At 75.8% G+C, this 22,367-nt stretch carries 19 protein-coding genes; 12 read left to right on the top strand and 7 right to left on the bottom strand.

From position 1 onward, the window contains the following. Nucleotides 1–41 precede the first annotated feature (41 nt). Nucleotides 42–707, bottom strand: coding sequence for a response regulator (locus QSK52_RS16145; RefSeq protein WP_285736748.1), 666 nt, complete (start codon nt 705–707; stop codon nt 42–44). After that, nucleotides 704–2,032: a sensor histidine kinase gene (locus QSK52_RS16140; RefSeq protein ID WP_352230286.1), complete on the bottom strand. Its 1,329-nt coding sequence runs from the start codon at nt 2,030–2,032 to the stop codon at nt 704–706. Before QSK52_RS16140 ends, QSK52_RS16145 begins: the two co-directional genes overlap by 4 nt. Before the next feature lie 276 nt (nt 2,033–2,308). Here QSK52_RS16140 and QSK52_RS16135 point away from each other — a divergent pair, with 276 nt between their 5' ends. Further along, nucleotides 2,309–3,757: an alpha/beta hydrolase family protein gene (locus QSK52_RS16135; protein WP_435053266.1), complete on the top strand. Its 1,449-nt coding sequence runs from the start codon at nt 2,309–2,311 to the stop codon at nt 3,755–3,757. A gap of 56 nt (nt 3,758–3,813) precedes the next feature. Here the strand turns inward: QSK52_RS16135 and QSK52_RS16130 are convergent, their stop codons facing one another. Next, the gene (locus tag QSK52_RS16130) at nt 3,814–4,584 is read right to left on the bottom strand and encodes a transposase (RefSeq protein ID WP_285736746.1); all 771 of its coding nucleotides are present in this window, start codon (nt 4,582–4,584) and stop codon (nt 3,814–3,816) included. Nucleotides 4,585–4,672: 88 nt separating this feature from the next. Here QSK52_RS16130 and QSK52_RS16125 point away from each other — a divergent pair, with 88 nt between their 5' ends. After that, on the top strand, nt 4,673–5,440 hold the full coding sequence (locus tag QSK52_RS16125) for a transposase (RefSeq protein ID WP_285736745.1): 768 nt from the start codon (nt 4,673–4,675) through the stop codon (nt 5,438–5,440). A gap of 10 nt (nt 5,441–5,450) precedes the next feature. Here the strand turns inward: QSK52_RS16125 and QSK52_RS16120 are convergent, their stop codons facing one another. Beyond that, complete coding sequence (locus QSK52_RS16120) at nt 5,451–5,798, bottom strand: hypothetical protein (protein ID WP_285736744.1); 348 nt, start codon at nt 5,796–5,798, stop codon at nt 5,451–5,453. A 45-nt stretch (nt 5,799–5,843) separates the two neighbouring features. Beyond that, the gene (locus QSK52_RS16115) at nt 5,844–7,961 is read right to left on the bottom strand and encodes a HelD family protein (protein WP_435053265.1); all 2,118 of its coding nucleotides are present in this window, start codon (nt 7,959–7,961) and stop codon (nt 5,844–5,846) included. 380 nt (nt 7,962–8,341) lie between these two features. Between QSK52_RS16115 and QSK52_RS16110 the strand changes: the two genes are divergently transcribed. The 7 genes from QSK52_RS16110 to QSK52_RS16080 all read left to right on the top strand — a co-directional run bounded on the left by QSK52_RS16110 (nt 8,342) and on the right by QSK52_RS16080 (nt 14,033). Beyond that, entirely contained in the window at nt 8,342–8,530 is a 189-nt protein-coding gene (locus tag QSK52_RS16110) for a YegP family protein (RefSeq protein WP_033218853.1), read from the top strand. A 195-nt stretch (nt 8,531–8,725) separates the two neighbouring features. Beyond that, nucleotides 8,726–9,799 (top strand): NUDIX hydrolase, encoded by a 1,074-nt coding sequence (locus QSK52_RS16105; protein WP_285736743.1) that lies wholly within the window; start codon nt 8,726–8,728, stop codon nt 9,797–9,799. 140 nt (nt 9,800–9,939) lie between these two features. Then, a complete protein-coding gene (locus tag QSK52_RS16100; protein WP_285736742.1) occupies nt 9,940–10,320 on the top strand; it encodes a DUF6188 family protein in 381 nt (126 codons plus the stop codon). 67 nt (nt 10,321–10,387) lie between these two features. Then, nucleotides 10,388–10,843 (top strand): GNAT family N-acetyltransferase, encoded by a 456-nt coding sequence (locus QSK52_RS16095; RefSeq protein ID WP_285736741.1) that lies wholly within the window; start codon nt 10,388–10,390, stop codon nt 10,841–10,843. Nucleotides 10,844–10,929: 86 nt separating this feature from the next. Beyond that, nucleotides 10,930–12,132: a DUF5685 family protein gene (locus tag QSK52_RS16090; RefSeq protein ID WP_285736740.1), complete on the top strand. Its 1,203-nt coding sequence runs from the start codon at nt 10,930–10,932 to the stop codon at nt 12,130–12,132. 148 nt (nt 12,133–12,280) lie between these two features. Beyond that, nucleotides 12,281–12,811, top strand: a complete 531-nt coding sequence (locus QSK52_RS16085) for a GNAT family N-acetyltransferase (protein ID WP_285736739.1) — start codon at nt 12,281–12,283, stop codon at nt 12,809–12,811. 418 nt (nt 12,812–13,229) lie between these two features. Further along, entirely contained in the window at nt 13,230–14,033 is an 804-nt protein-coding gene (locus tag QSK52_RS16080) for a DUF4232 domain-containing protein (protein WP_285736738.1), read from the top strand. Between the two features lie 36 nt (nt 14,034–14,069). Here the strand turns inward: QSK52_RS16080 and QSK52_RS16075 are convergent, their stop codons facing one another. After that, nucleotides 14,070–15,953, bottom strand: coding sequence for an amino acid transporter (locus tag QSK52_RS16075; RefSeq protein WP_285736789.1), 1,884 nt, complete (start codon nt 15,951–15,953; stop codon nt 14,070–14,072). Between the two features lie 551 nt (nt 15,954–16,504). Here QSK52_RS16075 and QSK52_RS16070 point away from each other — a divergent pair. The 3 genes from QSK52_RS16070 to QSK52_RS16060 all read left to right on the top strand — a co-directional run bounded on the left by QSK52_RS16070 (nt 16,505) and on the right by QSK52_RS16060 (nt 21,540). Continuing rightward, nucleotides 16,505–16,858, top strand: a complete 354-nt coding sequence (locus QSK52_RS16070; RefSeq protein ID WP_285736737.1) for a hypothetical protein — start codon at nt 16,505–16,507, stop codon at nt 16,856–16,858. 215 nt (nt 16,859–17,073) lie between these two features. After that, nucleotides 17,074–17,766 carry a response regulator gene (locus QSK52_RS16065; RefSeq protein ID WP_285736736.1) on the top strand — a complete coding sequence of 231 codons (693 nt, stop codon included), beginning with the start codon at nt 17,074–17,076 and terminating at the stop codon, nt 17,764–17,766. Nucleotides 17,767–17,862: 96 nt separating this feature from the next. Beyond that, nucleotides 17,863–21,540 carry a DUF4132 domain-containing protein gene (locus QSK52_RS16060; RefSeq protein ID WP_285736735.1) on the top strand — a complete coding sequence of 1,226 codons (3,678 nt, stop codon included), beginning with the start codon at nt 17,863–17,865 and terminating at the stop codon, nt 21,538–21,540. Nucleotides 21,541–21,638: 98 nt separating this feature from the next. Here the strand turns inward: QSK52_RS16060 and QSK52_RS16055 are convergent, their stop codons facing one another. Further along, the gene (locus tag QSK52_RS16055; RefSeq protein ID WP_285736734.1) at nt 21,639–22,334 is read right to left on the bottom strand and encodes a maleylpyruvate isomerase family mycothiol-dependent enzyme; all 696 of its coding nucleotides are present in this window, start codon (nt 22,332–22,334) and stop codon (nt 21,639–21,641) included. Nucleotides 22,335–22,367 lie beyond the last annotated feature (33 nt).

Genomic DNA, 22,367 nt, shown 5'->3' with positions numbered 1-22,367 from the left:
CGCCCCGGTCGAGCGTACGACGCGCGCCGCCCGGCGGGGCGTCACCGGGCCGGGGGAACGAGGCGGTTGTGGTGGGCGAGGACCACCGCCTGGATCCGGTCGCGGAGTTCGAGCTTCTGCAGGACCCGCCCCAGGTGGGACTTCACGGTGGCCTCGGCGAGATGCAGGACGTCCGCGATCTCGCCGTTGGACAGGCCGCGGCCCACCTGGACGAGCACCTCGTGCTCGCGCGGGGTGAGGCGCCGCAGCCGCGGGTCCGGGCCGGGGGCCCCGGGGTCGGGCAGGTGCGGGCGGGCGTTCTCCAGCAGCAGGCGGGTGACCCGCGGGGAGAGCGCCGCGTCGCCCGCGGCGACGTTGCGCACCGCGGCGAGCAGCTCCTCCGGCCGGGTGTTCTTCAGCAGGAAGCCGGAGGCCCCGGCGGCCAGCGCGGCGTACGCGTACGTGTCGAGGTCGAAGGTGGTGAGCACCAGCACCCGGCTGCCCGGGGCGGCCCGCAGCAGCTGCCGGGTCGCCTCGATGCCGTCGGTGCCGGGCATCCGGACGTCCATCAGCACGACGTCGGGCCGCAGCTCGCGGGCCAGCCGGACGGCCTCGGCGCCGTCCGCGGCCTCGCCGACCGGGATCATGTCGGGCTGGGCGTCCAGGATCGTGCCGAAGGCCAGCCGGAGCAGCGCCTCGTCGTCGGCGACCAGGATCCGGATCGTCATGCGCCAGCCTCCGCGCCGTCGTCGAGGATGCCGTCGAGGCCGTCGTCGAGGGCGAGGCGGGCGTGCACGCCCCAGCCGCCGCCCGGGAGCGGCCCGACCCGCAGCTCGCCCCCGTGGGCGGCGGCGCGTTCGCGCATGCCGGGCAGGCCGTGGCCGGTGCCGCCGGGGCTGCCGGGGCGACCGGGCGTGACGGTGGCGGGGCCGTCGTCGGTGACGTCGACCGTGACGGCCCCGGGCGCGCAGTGCACCCGGACCTCGGCGCGGGTGCCGGAGGGCGCGTGCTTGAAGGTGTTGGTCAGGGCTTCCTGCACCAGGCGGTGGACGGTCAGCTGCACGGTCGCCGGGACGCGCCCGGGGTCGCCGCGGAGTTCGAGGCGGGTCGGCAGCCCGGCGGCGGACATCCGCTCGGCCAGGGCGGCCAACTGGCCGATGCCGGGCGGCGGATGGCGCTCCGCCCCCGGCTCCGCACCCGGCTCGTCACGCGACTCGGCACCCGGCTCCGCGCCCGGCTCGTCACGCGACTCGGCACCCGGCTCCGCGCCCGGCGCCCCGGCCCGCAGCACGCCCAGCGAGCGCCGCATGTCGGTCAGCGCCTGCCGTCCGGTCTCGGCGGCCCGCAGCATCACGGCGGTGGCCCGCTCCGGCGAGCGGGGCTGGGCGAGGACGGCCGCGTCGGTCAGCGCGACCATCACGGACAGGTTGTGGCTGACGATGTCGTGCACCTCGCGGGCGATCCGCGCCCGCTCCTCGGCGACGGCCAGCCTGGCCTGCTGCTCCTGCTGCTGCTCCAGCCGCTCGGCCCGCTCCCGCAGCACCGCGAGGTGGGCGCGTGCGGTCCGCGCGTTCACCCCGAGCAGGGCGGCGACCAGGGCGGTCGCGGTCACCGCGACGAAGAGCACCGGGAAGGACCCGCCCGCCGACCAGCGCAGGCAGGCCAGCAGCGCACCGCCCACCACCACCGCCCCCGCGACCGCCGCGGCCCGCCGCCCCGCGTACCCGGCCACCGCGTACAGCGCCACCAACAGGGCGACGTCCGCGGGCAGTTGGACGTCCAGCAGCCACTGGACGGAGGCCGCGGCCGCCACCGCCCCGAACACCGTCCGCGGGGCCCGGCGCCGCCACGGCAGCGGCAGCACCAGCGCCACCGTGAGCGCAGCGGCCACCGGCCGCTCCCCCGGCGGGTAGGTGGTCGCGACGTGCAGCAGGAGCAGCACCGGCAGCAGCGCCTCCGCCGCCGCGCGCGGCAGCCGGGCCCGACCGCGCTCGTGCTCGCGCGGCGGGCGGGTGCCGCCGGTTCCCGCGAGCTGTCCGGCCGTGCCGTGCACGTTCCCCCGTCCTCGTCGTCGGTCCGTCGTCCTCCGCGCCCCCTGCACGGGCGCCGTCCTGCCACGGTAGGCGGTGGGCCGGGGGCCGCGCATGGGCCCGGCGTCGGAGCGGGCCGGACCGGGGTACGACCGCAGGAGGAGGGCGGTCACCTCCCCGGGTCGCAGGGCGGAGGGTGGTGCGGCGGGCGGGGCTGCGACCGGGAGCGGAGCGGACGGCGGGCGGATGGCGACCGCGGGGCGATGTGGCGGCGCGGGCCGCCCGCCGACGATGGCCGGGTGACCGAGATCGTGACGGGACCGCAGCTGTCCCCCCTGGAGTTCCTCGTCCTGCTGAGCGCCCTCGCCCTGGTGGTGGCGCGCTGGCTCCCGCCCGCCGCCCGGCCGCCGGTGACGGTCGCGGCGGGGGCGCTGTGCGTGCTGTCGGCGGGCGCGCTGGGGGTGACGGGGGTGCGCTGGCAGCTGTGGCCGGTGCTGGCGGGGGCCGCGCTGGTGCTGCCGTTCGCTGTCGTCCCGCTGGTGCGGGGGCGGGTGGGTCGGCGGGTGCGGCGGGCCCGGTGGTGGGTGGCGCTGCCGGGGTCACTGGCCTGTGCCGGGCTGCTGGCCGCGGGGCCGTTGGCGGCCTGGGCGTTCCCCGTACCGGACTTCCCCGCGCCGACGGGCCGGTTCGCGGTCGGGACGAGGGTGGTGCAGTGGACCGACCCGGAACGCCCCGAGACCGCCACGCCCGACCCCGCGGACCGGCGCACCGTCGTGGTGCAGCTCTGGTACCCGGCGCAGGACGCCCCCGCGGACGCCCGGCGCGCCCGGTACCTCGGCCGCACCGAGCAGGAGGCGCGCACCGTCTCCGCGGCGCTGGCCCGCTACGCCGGTCTGCCCGCGTTCCTGGTCGACGGCGTCCCGTCGGCCCGCAGCCGGGCGGTGGCGGACGCGCCGGTGGCCCGCGACGGGGGGCGCTTCCCGGTGGTGCTGTTCTCCCCCGGGCTGGGCGGCGTGCGGACGCAGAACACCGCCTGGGCGGAGGAGCTCGCCAGCCACGGCTACCTGGTCGCGGCCCTGGACCACCCGTACGACTCGGCGGCCGTGGTCCTCGCCGACGGCCGCACCGTCGACACCCGGGTCGCCTCCACCGGCGACGACGCCGCGGACGAGGCGCGGGCCGTCGAGGCGGCGGACGTCCGGGCCGCGGACCTGGGCTTCGTCCTGACCCGGCTGGGCGCCCTGGACCGGGGCGAGGGCGGCGACCCGCTGGCCGGGCGCCTGGACACCGGCCGGGCCGCGGTGACCGGCCACTCCCTCGGCGGGGCCGCCGCCCTGTGGGCCGCCCGCCGGGACCACCGCTTCGCCGCCGTCGTCGACCTGGACGGCTACCCGCGCGACCCCGACCCGCGCCCCTTCCCGCAGCCGGTCCTGGCCCTCACCCAGGAGCTCGGCCCGGCCACCGACCCGCGCTACCTGCCGCGCCTGACCGGGGTGCTCGCGCTCGGCACCGCGACCGGCTACCGCCTCACCGTCCCCGGCGCCGCCCACCTCACCTTCACCGACGCCCCGCTCTACCTGCCGCCCGTCCCCTCCCTGGTCGGTTCCCTCGGCCGCACCGACGGCCCGCGCCGGACGGCCGCGGCCACCCTCGCCTTCCTGGACGCCACCCTGCGGCACGAGCCCGGCGACCTGTCCGCGGCCCTGTCGGCGTACGGCGAACTGACCGTCCACCGCCCGGGTGCCTAAAGGTTGTTGCAGAAGGTGGTGGCAGGGCGGGCTTGAGTGCGCTCTGACCTGGTGTTTCATCCGGTCAGGGCGAGGTTGTGCATGTGGGCGACGGCCTGCACCGCGTGGTGCAGGCCGTCGTTCTTCTGTCGGCAGTCGCGGAGGATCTTGTAGTTCTTCATGCGGGCGAAGGTGTGCTCGACGCGGGCGCGCACGCGTCGGTGTTCGGCGTTGTCCTCCTCCTGGGCCCGCAGCAGGGGGCGGCCCGCGCGTCTGCGGTGCGGGACCACCAGGCCGGTGTTGATGTAGGCGCCGTCCGCCAGGACCGTGGCTTCCGCGCACCGCGCGGGCAGGTCGGAGGCCCGCCAGACGTGGGCGTCGGCCTTGTTGCCCGGGGCCGGGCGGGCGGTGGCGACCACGAGGCGGGTGTCCGCGTCGATGACGACCTGCACGTTAGCCGAGAACCGGTAGTTGCGGCTGGCCGCGCCCACGCCGCGGTCGCGGACCGGGATGAGGGTGCCGTCCACGATCCACAACCGCTCGACGCCCGGAGCCGGCCGCCGCACAGGCTCCAGCGCCAGCAGCGGGCCCAGGCGCTGCACGACGCGGCACACCGTTGCCGTCGAGACGCCGAACAGCGGCGCCAACTGCCGCATCGTCAGGTTCGTCCGGTAGTACACCGCCACCAGCAGCACCCGCTCCGCCAACGGCAGACACCAGGGCCTGCCCCCACCGGGCCCGTTGCCGCCCCGCTCCCGCACCACCTTCACCAGGCCTTCGAACTGCCGCATCCGCAGCCCGGTGAACGTCTCCACCCACAACGGCTCAACCCTCAGCACCCCACCCATACAGGAGAAATGCCCCGATCCCAGCCTTACGGAACAACCTTTAGAGGCTGTCCCGTAACTGCTGTGGGGTTGGTGCGTTGGTCATGGCATGGGTGGGGTGATCTCGGCGAGTGATCCGAAGTGGATCGAGCCGTTTTCGAGGTTGAGCGAGTCGCAGTTCGGCAAGCTGGTTGCGCTGGTCCGCCGCCGTGGTGGCGATGTGTGGCGAGGTCGGCCGTGGCGGCTTTCGCTGGAGGACCGTGTGTTGCTTGTGGCGACGTATTGGCGGACGAACCTGACGTTGCGCCAGGTCGCCCCGCTGTTCGGGATCTCGAAGTCCGCCGCCGACCGTGTGCTGGACCATCTCGCGCCCTTGCTGGCGATCGCACCCGCGCGCCGGCCTCGCAAAAACACCGTGCTCATCGTGGACGGCACCCTGGTGCCCACCCGCGACCGGACGGTCGCAGCTTCCAGCAAGAACTACCGTTACTCCACCAACCACCAGGTCGTGATCGACGCCAACAGCAGGCTCGTCGTCGCTGTCGGTCTCCCGCTGCCTGGCAACCGCAACGACTGCCGGGCCTTCACCGAATCCGGCATCGACCGGGCCTGCCGCGACACACCCGTACTGGCCGACGGCGGCTATCAAGGCACAGGGGTTCTCATGCCACACCGCCGACGTCGCGGCCAAGAACACCTGATGCCTCAGCAGGAAGCCGACAACGCCGTCCACCGACGGGCACGAGCCCGAGTCGAGCACGTTTTCTCCCGCATGAAGAACTGGAAGATCCTCCGTGACTGCCGCCTACGCGGGCCCGGTGTCCATCAGGCCGTGCTCGGCATCGCCCGCCTCCACAGCCTCGCCCTGATCGGGTGAAAGTTGGCCTTCAGTCACCAACGAAGCCGATCACCAAGGCACGGTCCCCCCGGCAGCGGCGACCCCACTCCAACAGAGTCGCGAGCACTTCGCGTTCGACGCCTTGCAGGCCTTCGAGACCGGACCGCTCGATCTCGCCCACCATCTCATCGACTGCCGTGGCGCGCAGGGTCGTGTTCCTGTACGGATCCAGTCCGGCGAGAGTAGGAAGCCGGTAGACGCCCAGGCGCTTCACCGCGGCGTGCAGCTCGCCATCCTCCACGATCCGTTCAATGACTCCAAGAGCCGGCCCGGTACCCGCAACCCGCCCCGTGCGCGCCTTGGACACAACACGTCGAAGCTCGATGGTGAATCCCACATCGTCCTCCTTCCTTGTAAGTACCGAACCTGTACGGGACAGCCTTTAGGCCGGGGCGGTGGTGACGGTGCACAGGCGCTTGGTGGCCCGGGTGAGGGCCACGTAGAGGTCCCGCTCCCCGCCGGGGCGGGCGGTGACGATCTCCTCGGGCTCGAGGACGACGACGCCGTCGAACTCCAGGCCCCGGGCCTCGGAGGCCGGCACGATGCGGGCGTGGCGCGCGAGGCCGCGGGCCGTCAGTTCGCCCACCCGGGCGTCCGCGCAGACCACCGCCAGGAGTTCGCCCGGGTGCGCGGTGCGCTGGGCGCGGAGTTCGCGGGCGACGGCGTCGGCCGCCCCGTCCGGGGGCGCGGTCACGGTGCGGGGGTGCTCGCCGCTGCGCAGCGAGCGGGTGGGCTGCTGGTCGGGGGCGATCCGGGCGAGCAGGTCCCGGACGCTCTCCAGGATCTCCTGCGTGGTGCGGTAACTGACCGTCAGGTGGTGCAGTCTGAAGCGCGGTCCGACGTGGGGGCCCAGGGCCTCCTTCCAGTCGCGTGCCGTCGCGACCGGGCCCGCCTGGGCGAAGTCGCCCACCAGCGTCATCGCCCTGGCCGGGCAGCGGCGGACGATCATCCGCCACTGCATGGCGGTCAGTTCCTGCGCCTCGTCGACGACGACGTGCCCGTACGTCCGCTCGGGCGGGCCGTCGACCAGGCTCGCCGCCTCGTCCAGCAGCGGCGCGTCGGCGTCGGTCCACGGGGCGTCGGGGCCGCGCAGCAGGAGGGCCCGCTCCGGCGCGGTCAGGCCGGGCAGGTGGGTGGCGAGGGCGTCGGCGTCCGTCAGGAGCGCCCGCACCAGGTCGCCGGGCGTCAGCCGCGGCCACAGCGCCTCGACCGCCCGGTCGACGGCGGCGTCGTCGAGGAGTTCGGCCCGGACGGCGTCCAGGTCCAGTTCGTGGGCCGGCCCCGGGTCGGCCGCGCCCTCGACGCGGTGCCCGGCGGCTCCCGTGAACCGGTCGAGGTCGAGGCCCGTCAGCAGTTCGGCCTCGGCGTCGATCCGCTCCAGGAGGTCGCCCATGTCCCGTTGCAGCGCGTCAACGACGGCGTCGACCAGGAGTTCCCTGAACACCTCGCGCGCGGGGTTGTGCCCCGGTACGGCGGCCAGGGCGGCGTCGCGGGCCGCGGCCACCTCCGCGGCGGGCAGGCGGACCGGTTCCCGGCCGACCCGCACCGCGAAGCCGCCGGCGGGGGCCTGGTGGACGCGCAGCAGGGCGGCCAGGGCGTCGGCGAGGTCGCCACCGCCCTTGAGCCGCGCCGTGTCGAACGGGTCCGCCGCGGCCGTGTCCGGGTCCGCGGCCGTGTCCGGGTCCGCGCCGGCGGGCACTCCGGCCAGCTCCCGGCAGGTCGCCAGCACGACGTCGTTCTCCCCGAGCGAGGGGAGGACCCGGGAGATGTAGTCGAGGAACCGGGCGTTCGGGCCCACCACCAGGACGCCCTGCTCGGTGGCGCGCGGGAACGCGTACAGGACGTAGGCCGCCCGGTGCAGGGCCACCACCGTCTTCCCGGTGCCGGGCCCGCCCTGCACCACGGTCACCCCCCGGTGGGGGGAGCGGACGATCGCGTCCTGCTCGGCCTGCAGGGTCGCCACGGCCGTGTGCATCCGGCCCGTGCGCCGGGCCGACAGCGCCTCGACCAGCGGGCCGTCCCCCACCACGTCGTCGTCGGTCGGGACGGTCCCGTCCAGCAGTTCGTCGCTCACCGAGACGACGGTGCGCCCCTCCAGGCGCAGGTGCCGACGCCGCCGCAGGCCCATCGGGTGGACCGGTGTCGCCTCGTAGAAGGGCCGCGCGGCGTTCGCCCGCCAGTCCACCAGCAGCGGCAGGTCGTCCTCCTCGGTGTGCAGCCCGATCCGCCCGATGCGCAGGACCGTGCCGTCCGCCCGGTCGATGCGTCCGAAGACCAGCCCCTGCTCGGCCCCCTCCAGCCGACCGATCTCCTTCCCCCACCGCTCGACGAGGTCCTCCCGCTCGCGCGCCTCACCGGCGCTCCCCGCCGGCGCCCCCAGCAGGGCCGCCCGCTCCGCCCGCGCCGCGGAGATCCGCTCGGCGAGCAGCCCGTACAGGGCGGACACGCGATCCCGCTCCGTCTCGACGGCGCGCACGGCGGGATCGTTGACGTTCGACACCAGGCTTCTCCAGATCAGCGGCACTACGGGAATGTTTTTCGGCACCGGGAATTCGCCGAACGAAATATAGGAAGGCGCCGCAAGGCTGTCAAGAATCGATTTTCTTCGCCGAAACCGTTGCAGGCGGGCGGGAGTTGTGCCCGCGGCGGATTTGCAGAAAACGGCACTTCCGTGTCTCCGCCGGATTCACCGGAGAAGAACGACCCTTTCGGGGGGTTGCGGCCGGGCGGAATGCGTGTCCCCTCGCGGGCCGCCACGCCTCCCGCCCGGTCCAGGCCGCGCCACGGGCGCACTCGAACGGCACATCCGGGAGGCGCGGAGCGGGAGTTGACCCTACGTTGGCCGTCGGGGGGCTACCCGAGTGAGAGGTGTGCATTTCGATGGCTGGGAAGTTCGAGCTGTACGTGGACGAGTCGGGCAACCACCGCTTCCGCCTCAAGGCGAGCAACGGTTCGGTCGTGGTGACCGGCGAGCCGGAGGAGTCCCGCGAGCAGTGCCTGAAGAACATCGAGTCGATCCGCAAGCTCGCGCCGTACGCGCAGCTACTGGAGGCTCCGGCGAACGCCTGACGGCGCGTCGGCCGCCACCGGCCGCGGCGGGCCCGCGACGGGCCGTGACGCGCCGGGCCGCGGGCCCGTGGCGACCTTCCCGGTCCGTCACGGGCCCGTCGCCGTTCCGCCACCGGTTCGTACGGGGTGCGGTGGCGCGGGGGCGGGGTGGGGCATGCTGGGCGGGAGCGGGCGGAGACGGGCGAGGGGGTCGGGTTGAGCGGGCGGGAGATCATGGCGGCGGCGGGGGTGCTGTTCCCCGACGAGGACGGCCGGGTGCTCGTGGTGCGGACCTCGTACCGGAGCAAGCACCCGATCGCGGTGCCCGGCGGCGGCTGGGATGCGGCGGACCCCTCGCCCCGGCACACCGCCGTCCGGGAGATCCGCGAGGAGCTTGGCGTCACGCCCGTCCTGCGCGAACTCGCCTGCCTGGACTGGTCGCGGGACCACCACCGGCCGCCGATCGCGGCCTTCCTGTACTGGGCCGAACCGCTGACCGCCGAGCAGCGGGCCGCCGTCCGGCTGGAGACCGCGGAGCTGGACGCGATCGTCCACCTGCCGACCGACCTGCTGCTGTCGGCCGTGCCGCCGCTGCTGTCGCGCCGGATGGGCGCCTGCCTGCGGGCCCCGCGCTCGGCCGCGCCGCTGGAGCTCGCGGACGGCCTCCCCGTCGGCCACTCGGCCCTGCACCTGCCGCCGCGCCTCGCCCCCGCGTACCTCGGCGCGGCCGCGCTGGCCGGGCTGCTGCCGCCCGCCGCCGGGCGGGACGCGCCGCCACCGCCGATGGACAGGCCGACGTACTACGCCAGCCGCCCGCGGCTCCGGGCCAAGGCCAGGATGCTGTTCACCGACCCGGACGGGCGGGTGCTGCTGGTGCGGTTGCAGCCGTGGCGGGGCGAGTCGCCCTGGGTGCTGCCCGGCGGGTCGGTCGAGGCGGACCGGGAGCTGCCCCGGGAGGGCGCCCGGCGCGAGGCCCTGGAGGAGCTGGGCTGGCGGCGCGGGCCGGGGCGGCTGCTCGGCGTCGACTGGGTGACCGGCCGCGCGGGGGAACAGCCGCACCTGACGCTGGTGTACGACGGCGGGACGGCCGGGCCGGACCTGCTGGCGGCGGTCCGCGTCCAGGAGGAGGAGATCGCCGAGTGGCGGCTGTTCGCCCCGCAGGACGCCGCCCGGGTCCTGACCCCGCCCGCGGCCCGGCGGCTGGCGGCCTGCCTGGCGGTGCGCGCCCTGCCGCCGACCGCCGGACCGGCGGAACTGGTGGACGGCGCGCCCGCGGCGAACCCGGCCTGAGCCCCTCCCGTCCGGGCGGCGCTCCGGTCCCGCTCCGGTCCGGTCGGCGGTTCGCGGCGGGTACCGGGGGTCGCGCCGGGTATGAATGGGCAGGTCGGGACGGTGTCCGCCGGTGCGGCGCGAGGATCGGGAGGTACGGGGTGGCTCGGTCGATCGGGTCCGAACTGGACGGTCGTGCGGTGCGGTCGCTCGGCGGCGGCAACCGGCTGCTGCTGCACCTGGACGGCGAGTTGCTGCTGACGGTCGAGAACGACTTCCGGCTGCGGCACGGCACGGAGGTCGAGCACTTCTACCCCGCGCTCGGCCTCTCCCCCTCCGGTGCGCTCGGGCGGCTCGCGGACGCGGTCATCACCGCGACCGCCGTCACCCCGGCCGGCGGCCTGCACCTCGCCTTCGACACCGGCCACGTCCTCGCCGTCGCCCCCGACCCGGCCCCCGGCGGCCCGGCCCACCCCTGGCAGCTCTCCTCCCCCGCCGGCCTGCTGTGCACCGGCGGCCCGGACGGCTCCTTCGCCCCCTGAGGGCGGCCGCCCACCAGGATGCGGTACCCGGGTGCGGAAGCCGTCCGGCGCGGTGAACAATGGCCGGATGGAACTGATCGCGAAGGACGTGGACGTGCCAAGTCCGGTACTGGCCCGGGACGTTGAGCCCCTGATCCGCTCCCTGCGCCCCGCCCTGACCGGGCCCGGTTTCACCGCGTTCGCCACCGAAGCGGCGGGCCAGGGGCTGGTGTTCACCGCGGCCTACGACAACTCCGCGGCCGGGAAGGGCCGTTGCGTGGGCGTGGCGACCCACCGGACGCTGGCGACCAGCCGGGGCCGGGTGCTGTTCGTCGACGACCTGGTGACCGATCCCGCGCTCCGCTCGCACGGCGTCGGCGCCTGGCTGATGGCCGAGCTGGAGCAGCGGGCGGCCCGGTCCGGCTGCGCCCGGGTGGAGTTGGACTCCGGCGTGGTCAACCAGGGTGCGCACCGCTTCTACCACGCGCGGCGGATGTCGGTGGTGGCCTTCCACTTCGCCCTGGACGTGCCGCAGCACCGCTGAACCCGGCCGGGAACCTCCGGCGCGGGCACCGCGTCACTAGGATGGCCGCCGGTCACAGCGGGTGGGCGGGGACGGAAGGGGCGGGCGTGTTCGGAATCATCAGGCCGTGTCGGCATCGGCTCTCGGAGCGCCTGCACGCCTCCTGGACGGCCCACCTGTGCGGTCTCTGCCTCGCCCTGCGGGACGACCACGGGCAGTTGGCGCGGACGGCCACCAACTACGACGGCCTGGTGATCTCCGTCCTGGTCGAGGCCCAGTCGTCGGAGTCCGCGGACCGGCGCACCGCCGGGCCCTGCCCGCTGCGCGGCATGCGCACCGCCCCGGTGGCCCGCGGCGAGGGCGCCCGGCTGGCCGCGGCCGTGTCACTGGCGCTCGCCTCCGTGAAGGTCCGCGACCACGTCCAGGACGGCGACGGCCTCTTCGCCCGCCGCCCCGTCGCCGCCGGGGCGCGGCGGGTGGCCCGGCGCTGGGACCGGCAGAGCGCGGGCAGCGCCGCCGTCGTCGGCTTCGACACCGGCGTCCTGCTGACCGCCGCCGCGCGCCAGCAGGACGCCGAGTCCGCCGTCACCGCGGGCGGGCCGCTGCTGCTGGCCACCGCGCCCACCGAGGAGGCCACCGCCGCCGCGTTCGCCCACACCGCGGTCCTCGGCGGGCGCCCGCACAACGCGCGGGCGCTCGCCGAGGCCGGACGCCTCTTCGGGCGCCTCGCCCACCTCCTCGACGCCGCCGAGGACCGCGCCGAGGACGAGGCCCGCGGGCTCTGGAACCCGCTCACCGTCACCGGCACCACCCGGGCCGAAGCCGAACGGCTCTGCCGCGACGCCGTCCACGGCATCCGACTCGCCCTGGAGGAGGTCGAGTTCACCGACCGGGCCCTCGTGCACCGGCTGCTCGCGCACGAGACCGGGGAGGCGGTGGACCGGGTCTTCGGACGCCGCGGCCGCCACCACGCCTGCGCCAACGCCACCGCCCACGCCTCCCCGCCCGGCACCGACCCGCACGCCCCGTCACCCCCGGACCACTCGCGCGACTTCACGAAGCCGAAGCGGCCCCGTTCGCTGATCCCGGGCTGCGCGGTGTGGATGGCGATGGCCTGCACCTGCCAGCTGCTGTGCTGCGACCACGACGACCCGTTCTCGCGCGAGCGGCGCGAGGGCTTCTGCCAGCGCCACGACTGCGACTGCGACTGCAGCGGGTGCGACGGGTGCTGCGACTGCTGCGGTGACGACGGGTGCTGCAGCAGCTGCGACTGCTGCGACGGATGTGACGGGTGCGGCTGCGACTGCTGACCCGCACGCCGCCCCCGGACCGGGCCGGGGATCGCGACCACCCTCACCGTGCGGGAGAGCACCGCGCCGCCGAAGGACTGACCGGGCGGAGCCCTAGGATGACCGGCGATCGGCACGGACGGGCACGGACGCGGGACGGGGCGGGGCGATGACGGAGCAGCAGGAGTTCGCGGCGGCGGTCGAGTTGGCGGAGTGGGGCGGTTGGCCCGCGCTGCAGGAGTTGGGCGAGTCGGCGGACCCGTTCGAGGTGGCGGCGGTCGGGGGCACCTGGCGCCCGAAGGACCGGCACTTCGGGGTGCTCCTGGACGGCCGGGTGGTCGCCCACGCCGGGTCGGTGGTGGCGCCGGTGGAGGTCGGCGGGCGGCGCTTCGAGGTGGCGGGGATCGGCGGGGTGCTGGTCGCGCCACGCTGGCGCGGGCACGGGCTGGCGCGGGCCGTGGTCGCGGCGGCGCTGGACGCGGCGCGGGCCGACGGGCTGGAGTTGGCGATGCTGTTCTGCCTGCCGGACCGGGCCCCGCTGTACGCGCGTCTGGGGTGGACGGCGCTGCCCGGCCCGGTGACGGCCGAGCAGCCGGAGGGGCCGGAGGCGGTCCGGCTCGGGGCGATGTGGACCGGACTGGTGCCGGGGGCGCTCTGGCCGGAGGGCGGGGCGGTCCGACTGCACTCGTTGCCGTTCTGAACGGGGACGGGGACGGGGGCGGCGCGGCCCGGGTGCCGGTCCGGCCCCGAACTGCCGTGCAGCGACCGGGAGTCGATCAACCACCTTTCCCGGGAAGGCTGTTGGATGGCAGCGGCGCGGCCCTGCCGACGGAGCGCCGGAGTTGCGCCGGCCCGCGCCTGACGGGCGGGCAGCGCGCGACCGTTGCAGGGCTGTTGCGCGCGGCGTGATCCGGGTCACGGTCGACGGGGGCGGTTCGTGATCGACTCTCCGGATGGTTCTGATGCGGGCGGTTCGGGTGGGTGTGGGCGTCGTGGTGGCCGCGGGGGCGGTCGTGGGCTGCGGGTCCTCGACGGTGGCGGGGAGCGCGGGGGCCCCGGCGGCCTCGGGGAGCGCGGGGCCCTGCGGGGCGGCGCCGGGCGCGGCCCCGGAGGGGTGGGTGCGGGACGGGGTGCGGATCGTGGCGGTGAACGCGGACTGCCTGGAGTACGAGGTGACCAACCGGGGGGCGGAGGCCGCCGACGTGTCGGTGCTGTTCGGGTGGTCGGGCAGCGGGGCACGGCTGGCGGACAACCTGTCGGCGGTGCAGCCGGGGCTGGCCCCGGGGGCGTCGGTGCGCGGGCGGCTCCCGCTGACCGGCGCCCCGGTGCAGCCGGACCTGCCGGTCGGTGCGGCACCGAGCTTCCGGCAGGCGCCGGACGGCGTGCTGCCGCGCTCCGCGGGCCCGTCGGGCTCCGCCCGGGCGGTGCCGGGGGTGAAGGTGCTGAAGGTGCGCAGCGTGCCGACGGCGGAGGCCCCGTCGGCGGGCGGGGCGTGTCCGGCGTCGGGGGTGCGGGTGTACGCGGACCGGGGGGACGCGGCGATGGGGCTGCGGGTGGTGGGGCTGCACCTGGAGAACTGCGGGACGGCGGACGTGGTGCTGAACGGCTACCCGCAGGTGCAGGTGCTGGACGAGGCGCACGCCCCGGTGGCGTCGGTGCAGGTGCTGGAGGGCGGGGCGGCGATCGCGACGGGCACGGGCGCGGACGCGCCGCCGCGCCGCTTCACCGTCCCGCCGGGCGGGAAGGCCGGTTCGGCGCTGGTGTGGCGCAACACGAACGACGCCTCGTCCGACCCGGTGAACGCCCCGTACGTGCGGGTGCGGGCGACGCCGGGCGCGGCGGCCGTGACGGTGACGCCGGAGCTGGACCTGGGAACGACGGGGCGGCTGGGCGTCGGGGCCTGGGCCCCGGAGGGGTCCTGACCGGCCGCGGGCCCCGGCCCTCGGGCGGCCGGGTCGTCAGCCGACGTGGACGCGGGGGCGGCGGGCCCGGTCGGACTCGGCCTCGCGCAGCACTTCGCGGGTGACGGGGGCGACTTCGCCCTGCCCGAACAGGAAGAAGCGCAGGAACTGGGCGAAGGGGCTGCCCTCGGTCCACTCGAAGTAGATGTGCGGGAGCTGGCCGGTGGTGTCGCGCACGTGCAGCAGTATCGCGGCGAGCGCGTTGGGGATGCTGGAGTGCTCCAGGGTCAGGACCCGGTAGCGCTCGTGCAGGACCTCGCCGCGGACGTGCAGTTCGGCCTCGAAGTCGGACGGGTCGAGGACGGTGACCTCGACGAAGACCAGGTCGTCCTCGGGCGGGATGTCGTTGTCGGCCCGGATCTGGTGGACCTTGTCGCGGTACTCGGCGAGGTCGCGGCCGGCCGGTTCGTTGGCGATGAAGCGGATGGTGCGGTGCGCGGTGTCGCGCACGAAGCGTTCCGCGACCTCGTCCAACTGCACGTCGGTGACCCGGAGCTCGAAGGCGCGGGCGAGCCGGGAGGCGAGCGAGACCAGCACGATGCCCGCGATGAAGCAGGCGCCGATCTTCACGCCGTCGGGGCGTTCGGCGATGTTGATCGCGGTGGTGTAGAGGAAGACCGCGGCGATCACCGCGAAGCCGACGGTCCAGGCGCGCTGCCGGGCGGCGCGGGCGGCGATGGTGACGGCGATCGCGGCGGAGGTGATCAGGACGAGCACGCCGGTGGCGTACGCGCCGCCCTGCTTGTCGACGTCCGCGTCGAACAGCCAGGTGACCAGGAAGGCGATCGCGGTGAGCACCAGCACCATCGGGCGCACCGCGCGGGCCCAGTGCGGGGCCATGCCGTAGCGGGGCAGGTAGCGGGGCATCAGGTTGAGCAGTCCGGCCATCGCGGAGGCCCCGGCGAACCACAGGATGGCGATGGTGGAGAGGTCGTAGACGGAGCCGAAGGCGCCGCCGAGGTAGTGGTGGGCGAGGTAGGCCAGGGCGCGGCCGTTGGCGGGGCCGCCGGGCTGGAAGTCGTCGGCGGGGATGAGCAGGGTGGTGACGAAGCTGGTGGTGATCAGGAAGCAGCTCATGATTACGGCGGCGGTGGTGAGCAGTTTGCGGGCGCCGCGGATGCGTCCGGTGGGGCGCTGCTCGGTGTCGTCGGGGTCGCCCTCGATGTGCGGCATGACGGCGACGCCGGTCTCGAAGCCGGACAGGCCGAGGGCGAGCTTGGGGAAGACCACCAGGGCGACGCCGATCATCGCGACCGGGTTGCCGTGCTCCAGGCTGAGGGCGTGCGTCCAGTCGGTGACCAGGGACGGCGCGGTGACCACGTGCCACAGGCCGACGGCGACCACCACCACGTTCAGCGCCAGGTAGACGCCGACCAGGACGACCGCCACCCCGATGGCCTCGCTGAAGCCCTTGAGGAAGACCGCGCCCAGGCCCGCGATCAGCAGCAGGGTGATCAGCACCTGGTGGCCGCCGAGCGCGCCGCGCAGGTGCGGGTTCTCGACCAGGTGGGCGGTGGCGTCGGCGGCGGAGAGGGTGATGGTGATCAGGAAGTCGGTGGCGGCGAAGCCGAGCAGGGCCAGGACGAACAGCTTGCCCTTCCAGAACGACAGCAGGCGTTCCAGCATGGCGATCGAGCCCTCGCCGTGCGGGCTCTCCTGGGCGACCCGGCGGTAGACCGGCAGCGCGCCGAACAGGGTCACCAGCACCAGCACGACGGTGGCGACCGGGGAGAGCAGGCCGGCCGCGAGGGCGGCGATGCCGGGCTGGTAGCCGAGGGTGGAGAAGTAGTCCAGGCCGGTCAGGCACATCACCTTCCACCAGCGCTGGCCGTGCTGCTGGTCGGTGGCCTGGGCGTGCGGGCCGGGGTGCTGCTTGGCCATGTCGGCGAGGCCCTCGAGCAGCCAGGCCCGCAGTCGCTGCCGGGGGGTTCCTGCGTCCGCGGGGGCGGGGTCGACCACTGTGCCGGCTCCTGTTCGTGGGGTGGGGCCCCGGGCTCGCCGGGCGCTCCGGCCCGCCGGGCGAACTCCCACGTCAATGTAGGTCACGTCCGCCGCCGTCCGGGGCAGGCTGGAGCGTAGCCCCACCCTTTGGCCCAGCAGCGCACCGGTCCCGGGGCGTTGACGGACCGTTGGGACGGGCTTGGCGTACGGTTTGCCCCCGTGCCGGGGTTCGTACCGGTTCGTCCGGTTCGGGACCATCGGCCCCGCGGGCGGGACCGCCCGGCCCTATCCGCGCACCGCGCCGCTCCGGAACGCTGCCAGCGGTGCGACCGCCCACGGGGGCCGGTCGCGCCACCGAGGAGAGGAATCCGCGCGTGCCCCACCCGCGCCGCCCGTCCGTGCGCCTGCTGACCCGCCGCCGGTCCGACCGCCGTCAGGGGGCGCAGCACCGGCGGGGCCGGGGTGCGCGGTGCAACCCGCTCCGCCGCGGGGTGGACCGTGCCCGGCGGCGGGCGGTCGCCCTGGCGTGCTGCACGCTCGCCGCGGCCCTGGCGGCCGGTGCGGCGGCGGCCCGGCTCGTCCCGGTGCGGCTGCTGCCCGGGTGGCTGCTCCCGGCCGACCTGGCGGCCGTGCCGTACGGGGTGGTGGACCGGGGGCTGCTCGGGCTGCTGGTGTTCGGGGCGGTGGCGGGCGGCGGGGCGGTCGGGCTGCGCTGGCGGCTGCGGGTGCTGGAGCGGCGGGCGGCGGACTCCTGGGAGCGCGCCTGGCGGCGGGTGGAGCCGCTCTGGTCGGGGCGGGCGCTGCCCTGGTCGGACGGCGGAGGGCGCCGGGACGGGGGCGGCTGAGCGGCGGGGCGGGCGGGTCGGTCGAGCGGGGCGATCGGGGACGGCGGCGGTTCGAGCACGTCCGGGCAGCGGGCGTCAAGGGCCGGTCGGGACCGGGTCGAGGACCGGTCGGGACCGGGTTCCGGGCCGGGCCGGGGGCGGGTGGCCCTGTCGGTGGGCGGGCGGGGTTTGACAGACTGCCGGGTGTCAGGGGTCTGCGAGGAGGAGTTGCTGCCATGTCCGAGGGTTCGGCGCCGATCAGGGTGTTCCTGCTGGACGACCACGAGGTGGTCCGCCGCGGGGTGCACGACCTGCTGGACTCGGAGCCGGACCTGCAGGTGGTCGGCGAGGCCGGGACGGTCGAGCAGGCGCTGGCCCGGGTGCCCGCGCTGCGTCCGGACGTCGCGGTGCTGGACATGCGGCTGCCCGACGGCGACGGCGTGACCGTCTGCCGGGAGCTGCGCTCGCGGATGCCGCAACTGGCCTGCCTGATGCTCACCTCCTTCGACGACGAGGAGGCGCTGCTCGACTCGATCATGGCGGGCGCGGCGGGCTACGTGCTCAAGCAGATCAGCGGCACCGACCTGGTCACCGCGATCCGCACGGTCGCCTCCGGGCAGTCGATGCTCGACCCCGGCGCGGCGACCCGGCTGATGGCCCGGCTGCGCGGCGAGGCCCCGGCGCCCGCGCCGGAGTTCCCGCAGCTGACCGACCGGGAGCGGGAGATCCTCGCGCTGATCGGCGAGGGGTTGACCAACCGGCAGATCGGCGAGCGGGTGTTCCTGGCCGAGAAGACCGTCAAGAACCACATCTCCCGGCTGCTGGCCAAGCTCGGCGTGGAGCGCCGCGTCCAGGCCGCGGTGATCGCCACCCAGACGCTGGCCGCCCAGTCCGGCGGCAGCGAGCGGGGTCCCGAGCGGGGGTTCTGAGCGGGGGTTCCGGACCCGGGGCTGTCCGGGCCGCTCGCTAGGGTTCCCCCAGGTGGCCGACCGGTTCGTGGTCGGTCGGCGTGTCTGGAGGGGCGAGTGCGGCGCTGGGAGCTGGTCGACGGCGGTTCGGCGAAGTTCTGGGAGGCCGGGGCCGCGGGGGCCGCGGTGCGGGTGCGGTACGGCCGGATCGGTACCGAGGGGCGGCTGCTGGTCAAGGAGCTGGCCGATCCGGCGGCGGCCGCGGCGCACCTGGCGAAGCTGGTCGCGGAGAAGGAGCGCAAGGGCTACCTGGCGGTGGACGGGGGCGGCGCGGACGGGGGCCCGGGCGTCGGTGCCGAGGCCGAGGAGCCTGCCGGAACCGGGGCGCCTGCCGGGCCCGCTGCCCCCGACGCCGACGCCCCCGCCACCGCTGCCACCGCCGCCCTGCCGGACGAGGACGCGTTCGTGCTGCCCGAGGCGTGGCGCGAGCACGTGCTGCCGCGCCGCCGCGGCGGGGTGCCGGTGCCGCTGCCGCTGCCGGAGCAGTGGCCGGTGGTGGACGCGGCGGAGGTGGCCGCGGCGGAGGCCGGGCGGGTGGCCGAGCGGCGGGAGGCGATCGAGCAGGTGCTGACCGCCGGGGAGTCCGACCCGGGGCCGGTGGCCGCCGTCCGGGCGTACCTGGCCGGGGAGTTGGACCCGGCGGGGCTGATGGCGGTGACGGCGATGACCCGCCTTCCGGCCGAACCGGGCTGGCAGGAGCGGGAGTTCGCGGGCTGGGTGGCGCGCTTCGGCCTGGGCGTCGCGGTGCGGGCCGCCGTGGCGTCCTTCGAGGTGGACACCGTCTGGGCGCGGATGGGTCGGCAGTGGAGCAGGCTGACCGCCCTCGACCTGAACGACCCGCGCCGCCACTCGCTGCTCCTCGAGTTCCAGCTGCTGGCGATCGCCCGCCGGGCCCTGGCCGCCGCGCCGGAGGGCGAACACGCCGCCGTGGTCGCGGAGTTGGCCGCGCTGCGGGACACCCCGCTGCGCCGGGCGGCCGGCGCGTTCCTGGTGCCGGAGCGGACGGACTGGGTGGAGGAGTGCCTGAGCGAGGCGTCCGGACACGGGCAGGCGGCGGACGCCGTGCTGCAGACGCTGCTGCTGTCCGCGGTCGGCAGCGCCGAGCAGGCGCGGCGGGCCGCTCCGGAGGGCGGCTGGGCGTGGGTGCACTGGACGACCGAGGTGGTGGCCACCCTCGCCGACGGGGCGGGGCCGGGCGCGGCGCCGCTGGTGACGGGGGCGCTGGAGCGGTTCGGGCACGACGGCGACCGGCTGGGCGAGTACGCCGGGTACCTGGCGCAGTTCCCGACCGACGCGGCGATGGGCGAGCTGGTCGACCGGATCACCGAGAAGCCCGTCCGGCTGGCGCTGCTGGCGGCGGTGGAGCGCTTCCCGGTGCGGGCGGTGCGGGTGCTGTCGGCGGCCGCGCGGCGCGGTGGTGCGGCCGGGGCGGCGGCCCGGCAGATGCTCAACGGACACGTCGCGGTGGAGCGTCCGCGGCTGCCGGAGCTGCTGGCGCGGCTGGACGGGGAGGTCGCCGCGTACGTGCGGGATCTGGAGGGGGCGCGGGAGCCGCTGCCGGAGGCGCCGGCGGACCGGCTGCCCGCGCTGCTGGTCGACCCGCCGTGGGCGCGGCCGCGCACCGCCCGCAAGCCGAAGGTGCTGACCGGTGTCACCGCCGACGAGCGGGCGGAACTGCACTGGGAGGAGGGCGAGTCGGCGGCGTTCGCGGCCACGGCCGCGCACTACTGGAGCTACCCGGCGGACACCGACTGGGCGGCGGAGGCGCAGCGGGTGGCCCAGCTCGGCTCGTCCTGGCTGTGCTGCCGCCTGCTGGCGCAGGGCCCGGCGGAGCTGGTGACCCCGCTCCTGGACTCCTGGAACGCGAACGCGCTGGCGGACGGTGACGCGCAGCTTCCGCCGGTGCTGGCGAAGTACGGCACGGCCGCGCTGCGGCTGGTGCACGCCGCGGTGCTGGCCCGGCCCGCGCACGCGGCGCAGGTGCTGCTGCCGGTGCGGAGCGCGGTCGCGGCGGGCGTGATGGCGGACGCCCTGGTGCGGCTCAAGTCCGTTCAGCCGGTGGCTCGTTCGTGGTTCGCCCGGCACGGGGTGGCGGGGGCGCTGCTGCTGGTTCCGGCGGCGGTCGGCAAGGCGGGTCGGGCCCGGCTGGCGGCGGAGCACGCGCTGCGGCTGGTGGCCCTCCGGGAGGGTGCGGAGGTGCTGACCGCGGCGGTGGCGGAGCGCTACGGCGAGCAGGTCGCGACGGTGGTCGCGGAGGCGCTGGGGTCCGACCCGCTGGAGACCGCGCTGCCCGCGAAGCTGCCCGAACTCCCGTCCTGGCTGCGGCCGCAGGTGCTGCCTCAGGTGCAACTGGCCGACGGCAGCGGGGCGTTGCCGCTACCGGCGGTGCGCCATCTGCTGACCGTGCTGCAGTTGGGGAAGCTGCGCGAGCCGTACCCGGGCCTGGCGGTGGTCGCGGACGCGCTGCGGGCCGACACGGTGGCGGCGTTCTGCCGGGCGGTGTTCGAGGAGTGGCTGCAGGCCGGAATGCCCTCCTCGGACGGTTGGGCGCTGTACGCGCTCGGCGAGGTCGGCGACGACGACACGGCCCGGCGGCTGGCGCCGGTGCTGCGCGAGTGGCCGGGCCAGAACGCCCACCAGCGGGCGGTGGAGGGCCTGGACGTGCTGGCCGCGATCGGCACCGACGCCGCCCTGGCCCAGCTGCACGGCATCGCGCAGCGGGTGAAGTTCAAGGCGCTCAGGGCCCGCGCCCAGGAGAAGATCGCCGAGATCGCCGAGTCGCTCGACCTGACGGCCGAACAGCTCGGCGACCGCCTGGTGCCGGACCTCGGCCTGGACGCGGACGGCAGCACCGTCATCGACTACGGCAGCCGGAAGTTCACCGTCGGCTTCGACGAGCAACTGCGCCCGTACGTCCGGGACGCCGACGGCAGGCGGCGCAAGGACCTGCCCGCACCCGGCGCCCGCGACGACCAGGAGCGCGCCACCGCCGAGCGCAAGCGGTTCGCCACCCTGAAGAAGGACGTCCGCACCCTGGCCACCGACCAGATCGCCCGCCTGGAGACCGCCATGGTCACCGAACGGACCTGGAGCACGGGCGAGTTCACCGACCTGCTGGTCGACCACCCGCTGCTCGGCCACCTGGTGCGCCGCCTGCTCTGGACGGCCGACGGCGCCGCCTTCCGGGTCGCCGAGGACCGCACCTTCACCGACGTCCACGACGAGCCCTTCCACCTCACCACGGACGCCGTCGTCCGACTCGCCCACCCCCTGCACCTGACCACCGCCGAACTCGCCGCCTGGGCCGAGCTGTTCGCCGACTACGAGCTCGTCCAGCCGTTCCGCCAGCTGGGCCGTCCGGTGGCCGCGCTGACCGAGGAGGAGGCCGCCGGGCACCGGCTGCGCCGGTTCGAGAAGCACACCGTGCCGGTGGGGCGGCTGCTCGGGCTGACCAAGCGCGGCTGGCAGCGCGGCGAACCGCAGGACGGGGGCGTGGAGGGCTGGATCCACAAGCCGCTGCCGAACGGCCGCCACCTGGTGGTCGAGATCCAGCCGGGCATCACGGTCGGCTACGTCAACGAGTTCGGCGACCAGACCTTCGAGGCGGTGTGGCTGGGCGCCTCGCCGGACGGCTACTGGCCCAACAGCCGCGAGCCGCGCGAGCGGCTCGGTGACCTGGATCCGGTCACTGTCTCCGAACTGCTCGTCGACCTGGAGGAGTTGACCGCGGGCTGACGGCCCACCGCCCGCCCCCGGTCGGCCGGGGGCGGGCGGGGTTGCCTCCGCGGGGTGGCGCTCCCCCGGCGGGGTGGTGCTCCCCCGGCGGGGCGGGCTCAGGGGACCAGCGGCCCGGCCAGCACGCCCAGCCCGGCCGCGCGGTCGCCCGCCCAGGTCAGGGCGTCGCTCTCGCGCGGCCTGCGGGCCCACAGCATCAGCAACAGTTCCTCGGCGGTGCCGGAGACCTCCGCGACCGGCTCGCCGGGGCCGTACGTCCAGGAGCGGGCGCTGTCGGTGGCGATGAGGCGCAGGGCCCGGTCGGGCGGGGTGGCGGCGCCGCGGGCGATCATCCGCCGGGCCATGGTGTCGAAGACCTCGGCGACGCCGTCGGCGGCGAGTTCCGCGTTGAGCGGCTGCTGGAGGCCGAGCGCGTTCGCGGCGTCCCAGCGGTGCACCAGGGTCTCCTGGGTGCGGCGGCGGCGCCAGAAGCCGACCGTGTGCGGCGGGACGAACGTCCACGCCTCGGTCGCCGGGTCGACGGACAGGGCCGCCACCAGGTCGTCCGCGCTGTCGGCGTACCAGGCCCGGAGGGCGTCCGGGTCGCCGGGGGCGTCGGACTCCCGGTAGTTGTCGCCGTGCCGCTCCCGGACGGCCGTGACCACCCAGAAGTTGCCGGCGGCCATGTGCACGACCAGGTCAGCCAGTTTCCAGTTGCCGCAGTGCTCGACGGGGGCCGACAGGTCGCCGTCCAGCAGGGCGCCGAAGTCGTCGAGTTCGCGCCGGAGTTCCACCAAGTAGTCCGCGTAGTCCACGGCGTCAACATACCTCCCCGGTGGTCGGAGAGC

The sequence above is a fragment of the Kitasatospora phosalacinea genome (assembly GCF_030268885.1).
Classification (GTDB): domain Bacteria; phylum Actinomycetota; class Actinomycetes; order Streptomycetales; family Streptomycetaceae; genus Kitasatospora; species Kitasatospora phosalacinea_C.
This window is presented reverse-complemented; position numbering and strand designations above follow the sequence as displayed.

Coding starts and splice junctions, on each gene's coding strand:
- QSK52_RS16085 (WP_285736739.1), top strand. CDS start 12,281: ATGACGGAGCAGCAGGAGTTCGCGGCGGCGGTCGAGTTGGCGGAGTGG.
- QSK52_RS16075 (WP_285736789.1), bottom strand. CDS start 15,953: ATGGCCAAGCAGCACCCCGGCCCGCACGCCCAGGCCACCGACCAGCAG.
- QSK52_RS16065 (WP_285736736.1), top strand. CDS start 17,074: ATGTCCGAGGGTTCGGCGCCGATCAGGGTGTTCCTGCTGGACGACCAC.
- QSK52_RS16145 (WP_285736748.1), bottom strand. CDS start 707: ATGACGATCCGGATCCTGGTCGCCGACGACGAGGCGCTGCTCCGGCTG.
- QSK52_RS16130 (WP_285736746.1), bottom strand. CDS start 4,584: ATGGGTGGGGTGCTGAGGGTTGAGCCGTTGTGGGTGGAGACGTTCACC.
- QSK52_RS16125 (WP_285736745.1), top strand. CDS start 4,673: ATGGGTGGGGTGATCTCGGCGAGTGATCCGAAGTGGATCGAGCCGTTT.
- QSK52_RS16110 (WP_033218853.1), top strand. CDS start 8,342: ATGGCTGGGAAGTTCGAGCTGTACGTGGACGAGTCGGGCAACCACCGC.
- QSK52_RS16095 (WP_285736741.1), top strand. CDS start 10,388: ATGGAACTGATCGCGAAGGACGTGGACGTGCCAAGTCCGGTACTGGCC.